5 protein-coding genes are annotated in these 4,449 nt (G+C 64.3%); 1 reads left to right on the plus strand and 4 read right to left on the minus strand.

Annotated elements, in window-relative coordinates; translation table 11 throughout:
• Positions 1-605: 605 nt before the first annotated feature.
• The 4 genes from IEY70_RS20595 to IEY70_RS20610 all read right to left on the minus strand — a co-directional run bounded on the left by IEY70_RS20595 (position 606) and on the right by IEY70_RS20610 (position 3,797).
• A complete protein-coding gene (locus tag IEY70_RS20595; RefSeq protein WP_189066902.1) occupies positions 606-977 on the minus strand; it encodes a hypothetical protein in 372 nt (123 codons plus the stop codon).
• 56 nt (positions 978-1,033) lie between these two features.
• A complete protein-coding gene (locus IEY70_RS20600; RefSeq protein WP_189066903.1) occupies positions 1,034-2,974 on the minus strand; it encodes a Tle-like phospholipase domain-containing protein in 1,941 nt (646 codons plus the stop codon).
• Positions 2,974-3,213, minus strand: a complete 240-nt coding sequence (locus tag IEY70_RS20605; protein WP_189066904.1) for a hypothetical protein — start codon at positions 3,211-3,213, stop codon at positions 2,974-2,976. The genes IEY70_RS20600 and IEY70_RS20605 overlap by 1 nt, the downstream gene beginning before the upstream one ends.
• A 323-nt stretch (positions 3,214-3,536) precedes the next feature.
• Positions 3,537-3,797 carry a hypothetical protein gene (locus tag IEY70_RS20610; RefSeq protein WP_189066905.1) on the minus strand — a complete coding sequence of 87 codons (261 nt, stop codon included), beginning with the start codon at positions 3,795-3,797 and terminating at the stop codon, positions 3,537-3,539.
• On the opposite strand from IEY70_RS20610, the gene IEY70_RS20615 reads away from it, so the two are divergent.
• The gene (locus tag IEY70_RS20615; RefSeq protein WP_189066906.1) at positions 3,790-4,140 is read left to right on the plus strand and encodes a hypothetical protein; all 351 of its coding nucleotides are present in this window, start codon (positions 3,790-3,792) and stop codon (positions 4,138-4,140) included. The two genes, IEY70_RS20610 and IEY70_RS20615, sit on opposite strands and share 8 nt — an antisense overlap.
• Positions 4,141-4,449: the final 309 nt, after the last annotated feature.

The raw sequence follows: 4,449 nt of genomic DNA on the forward strand, positions 1-4,449 counted from the left end.
TCGCTGTTGGAGCCAATGTTGAACCTACTTCTGACCTCAGCTCCCCGGAATCCAGGATGAGCCAACTGAAAGATGTCAGTTAACAGATCGGAACACCACCGATCTGTCCACTCCACGTCCGGAGGGGCGCTTCGACTCCTCCTCGCTCTGCTGCGCAGCTCTACGAGTCCGCTCGGACCCAGCGGCTTTATAAGCCATTCAATCGGAGTCCGTATGAGACCGCTCTGGCAACCTCATCCTGCGTCCCCGTGGAGACAAAGCACCCACCCAGCTCACCTCGTTTCTCGTACGCGTCGGCGCATCTGTTCACCGGGTCAAGATCAATCCCCCGAACGAGCCGGGTAAGTTCACTGCCGACGAACGGCCCCTGCTCTACCTTATGTTTCACTTGACACCCCGCGAGCAGCACGAACAGCGGAAGGAGACGGGTCACCGGAATGCCGTCCAGAGTTCATACGGTCTCCTGTAGGTATCCGTCATCTGACTGACGAGAGCCAACTCACCGATCACAGACGCAGAAACCCGCACGTCACCCGGCCGGTTCTGCTTCCGTGAGAGCAGGCCGACAGGGTGTTCCGGCAGGTTCCCCAGCACCGGCATGCTTCTCACTTCGCCGGATTTTCCTCGCGGTTCAGGGTCAGATTCACCAGTAACTGATAGCCTTCACGGAAGAGTTGCTGATCAAAGCCTTCCGACTGGGTTGTCAGCACGCCCAACGAGAAGGCCAGCCCTTCTCTTTCACGAACCAGAGTGGCGCGCCAGATGCCGAAGTCCTTCCGGAGCAGGCCCTCTCGTTTCCATCCGTCCTCTTCCAGTACTGACACCACAACCCTGGCCATCACGTCTGGGTCACCCATGGCCGGATAGCACCCGCCCAGCAGATTCATCTCCCGGTACGCCTCAGCGCAACGGGTGTCAGGCGACACGTCAGTCATGCGTGCAATGGACGCGTCGAGGCTGGGCTGGGTTCGGTTCATGGGGCGCTCCTGACAGGACGAGAGGAAAAGCATCATAAGCAGCGTGGCCCAACGTTTCATTTCACTGACCTGTAAATGGGTATCAAGAAGGGATACTGACCATCGCGTAAGTGTTGCGGAGCAACATACGTCTGCAGGATCAGTGGGGTCACAATCACGTTCTTCGGCACTTTCAGGTTCAGGTCTTCTGCCATGTCGAGGTCCTGCTGCGTGACGGTCAGCGTGACCGGCCTGTACGTTCCATCCGTCAGGCCCATCAGTTTCAGGGCGCCCTTCACGAAGGCGGCGTACGATTCGCTCTTCAACGCCAGGGTGGTCAGGTGGTCGAGCAGGGTGTTCTCGGGCAGGCCGTCCATGATCACGTCCGTGTACGACCCGCCCGTCACGACCATGTCCGCGAAGCCGCCGATCACCTTGAGGTCTTTCAGGTTCGGGTGCTTCTGGCTCATGTACGTCAGATACCGCTGCAGGCCCAGCAGGTTGTCGCGGCCGCCTTCGAGGACCAGGCGGGGGTCCTGCGCGCTGCTGTACGATCCGCCGTACACCACGCGGGCGTCCTGGCGGGCCTGCCCGGGCGCGAACTGGTGCTCGTCCTGAATGCCGGCTGTTTTCAGCAGGTTCAGTTCGGGGTTACTGGTCTTCACTCCCTGCAGGTACGTGTTCAGCAGTGGGATGTTATGTCCGCTGGTCGCCAGTTTTTCTATGCCGCCCGCAAAGGGAGCGTCGGTACCGTGCGGTTTCCACTGCGGGTCGAAGTAGTGGATCTGGCCGGGCAGCCCCCGGTCCCCGGAGGTGGGGACCACGTCCCCGTCGGCGCGGTAGTGGCGGGACGTGATCGCCAGTTGTGGGTTCTTCTTGTTGTACGCCTCAAGGCGGGCGACGTCCTTCTCGTCGATGTTCGCGCCCTGGAAGGTCACGACCGTCCGGGTGTACTGCGGGTAGAGCGTCGCGGCGAGTTGCGCGAGGCCGCCGCCCAGCGAGTGCCCCACCATCAGGAGTGGCCCGGCCGCGCGGGCCCTGGCCAGCTGGGCGCTGATGAGGTCCTCGTTCTGCTTGATCTGGTAGTACCCGATGCTGCCGGGCGCGAAATCCCCGATTTTCGTGTCGATGACCCCGGCTTTGTTGTTCTTCAGGTCTACCGTCACGCCCTCCGTGCCGCGCCACGCGACGATCACGTCCTTGTACTTCGCGCGTCCCGGAATGGGCGTGAACACCCGGAAGTCCAGGCCCCACTTGCCGTGAACGGCGTCCCCGGCGGCGTACCCGAAGTATGCGAGCAGCGCGGCCGGCTGCCCGTGGCGGCGTTTGTCCTCGAATTTCTCCTTCCCTTCCAGGGCGTCACCGGTGACGTTCTCGTACCCCATGCCGATGGCGATGTTCTCCAGGAATGCGTCGTACGTCAGTTGCGCCTCGCTGATCGGCGGGGGCAGCAGGTCCAGCAGGATCTTGCGTTGCCCGGCGTCCCGGACGAGTTCCCCCAGTCGCGTGTAGAGGGACTGGCCGGTCTGCTGGCGGTAGGTGGTGAGCAGTTGCTGGGTCTGCCCCCTGGCGCGGGCGTCCGCGAGTTCCTGCCGGAGTTCCTCGATCACCTTCGGGTCCGAGATGACGGGGAACCGCTCCACCTCCGCGTTCCGGATGAGGTAGGGAAGCCGGAGGCCGGCCCGCACGTGCTGCATGGCATCCGCCACGGGCCGTGGAAGGTCCACGATGTTCTGCCCGAGTTGCCGGGTGGTTCCCATCAGGGCGTTCGACAGGACGTTGTCCGTCCGCGCGGCGCGGTCCACCACGTCCGTCCCCACCATGTACCGGGACTCCGTGTGCACGTCCAGCATGGCGCCAATCACGCCCGCGTGGTCCGCGCCGTTCAGGCGCATGGCTTCCCGGCCTGTATCGAGCGCCGTCACCTGCGCCCGGAAGTCCTGCACCAGCGACCGTTTCGTCAGCACCCGGTACTGGGCGTCCAGCGCCCCGTACCCGACCTTCGCGGCGAGCGTCACTACGACCGCCTGAAGGTCCGTGTCACGTTCAGGCCCAGTTGCACGCGGGTCACGTCCGGCACGCTCTGAAGACCGAGCTTCAGGGTGGGGGCTGTGTGAACGGCCCGGAGGGCCAGTGCAGCCGGTCGGGCCAGCAGGGACGCAGTCGGTGCGGCTGGGCGGGTTGCGGGGGCCGACTGGGCGGCCGGGGTAGCTGAACTGGTCTGGGAACGACGTTGCAGGGGAACGGAACCGGTCATGAAACCTCCAGAGCTGCGCTGCCGGTCAGCTTACCCGGCAGGGGCGCGGCGTGTACCGGCACTTGCCGCACAGACGTTCAGGGTTCTTCCCTCCCGTCCGCCTCTGCGGTCTCCGGCAGCGCGGTCGCAGCGAGCCGCGCCGGTTCAGGTTCCGCTCCTGCGCCTGGGATCTCATCGAGGGACACGGCGGTGTTCCTGCTGGACGACCACTATGCCGTCTGGGACGAGTCTAGAGGCACGGATGTCCGCTCGTACCTGGAGTTCCTGCTCGCCACGAGAGGACAGTCCGACGCCCGGAAACGCTGGCTGTCCGAGTACGGCGGCTACGACCGGCGGGTGCGGTTCGGCCGGTAGCCGGCTCCGCCTGTGGCAACACGCGCCTCGGCGGACCCCGCGTTGACGTCCTGACGGCCGAAGAGGACGTCTGTCCGGACGCCCTGCTGCCGTAGGAGTTCGACGAGCGCCTCGCACTGGTACCAGCGGTCCGCAAAGATGATCGTCTGACCGTACTTCTCCCAGTTTTCGGCGTACGTGTCCGCGATCAGGGAGTTCCGCTCGCGGTTGCGGGCGAGGTGCTTGCTCACCATCAACCTGCCCTACCTCGTCGACGTCTCCCAGGCCGTCAGCAGCCTGATCGGTGAACACGTGGAGTGGTGCGGGCAGTGGCTCTCACCACCCCACCATCAGGTACCGGTCGAGGATCAGACGCTGATCCACCTGGCCCACTGCGCCCAGCGCGGCTTGGTCGACGAGTGGCATCCACTGGTGATGGTCGGGTACATCGCCGAGTACCTCGTGGGAAGGGCCTACACCTGGAAAGACGGCAAAGCACGCCCCATCGCCTCAGGCCTGGGCCCGGTCGCCCTCTCCCACGATGACCGCGCAGCGCCGGACGACCGCGCGGGACAGCACTCGCCCGAAAGCTGAAGCCAGCCGACCTGAGCGCGCCTCACCGACCGATGTAAGTCACGGAGGCGGTGGAGCCGACCGACAGCTTCAGGTCAGACTCCCTGACCGCCTGACAGAAATTATGAGAAAGCGTCCCCGATAGGGGACACTTTCTGTTTGTGAAGACCGAAAATGCCACCGGGGACGCCCCACGACTCTACCAAGCCATCCTCCCTCATCTCCAGGGTGCCCTGTGGAATGACGTCCGCAACGTCCACACCCTTGCCTGGATGGTCACGGGAATGCTGCTCTCCAGGCGCAGCACACCCTCCTTCTGGCTCCCTCACG

Origin of the sequence: Deinococcus seoulensis (assembly GCF_014648115.1) — a bacterium.
GTDB classification, from domain to species: domain Bacteria; phylum Deinococcota; class Deinococci; order Deinococcales; family Deinococcaceae; genus Deinococcus; species Deinococcus seoulensis.

Excerpts from the sequence above, each read along its gene's own strand:
- IEY70_RS20605 (WP_189066904.1), bottom strand. The coding sequence starts at position 3,213 with ATGACCGGTTCCGTTCCCCTGCAACGTCGTTCCCAGACCAGTTCAGCT.
- IEY70_RS20595 (WP_189066902.1), bottom strand. The coding sequence starts at position 977 with ATGAACCGAACCCAGCCCAGCCTCGACGCGTCCATTGCACGCATGACT.